This window comes from Halalkalibacter flavus (genome assembly GCF_036663575.1).
GTDB lineage: Bacteria > Bacillota > Bacilli > Bacillales > Bacillaceae_D > Halalkalibacter > Halalkalibacter flavus.
In genome coordinates this window covers 1-346 of sequence record NZ_JAWRVK010000147.1, presented here as the reverse complement: position 1 = coordinate 346, position 346 = coordinate 1, and the positions used below count along the sequence as shown (strand labels likewise).

At 45.4% G+C, this 346-nt stretch carries 1 pseudogene; it reads right to left on the bottom strand.

Annotated features, from left to right (window positions below):
• Positions 1-346, bottom strand: a pseudogene (locus tag SAY88_RS24815) (nitrite reductase large subunit); the annotation flags it as partial.

The window sequence follows — 346 nt, the reverse complement described above, 5'->3', positions numbered from 1 at the left end:
TCCTCATTCCGCATCATTGAAAGGAGTCTTGTTGAGTCAGATGTATCCCCAAATAACACGGCGCCAATCACTTTGTTGTCTCTCACAACAACTTTTTTGTAAATGCCTTCGAATTCATCGTGAACTCGAATCGCTTTTGTATCTTCTGCGTCTTGGAACTCCCCCGCAGAGAATACATTCACGCCAGATACTTTTAATTGCGTATAAACAAGGGAACCCTCGTAACCGTGCTCAAGCGACTGATCTTCTGAACAAATATGAGCCGCTAGTACTTTTCCTTGTTCGTAAAGAGGTGCAACAAGTCCGTACGCAATCCCTCTGTGCTGCGCACATTCCCCAACTGCGT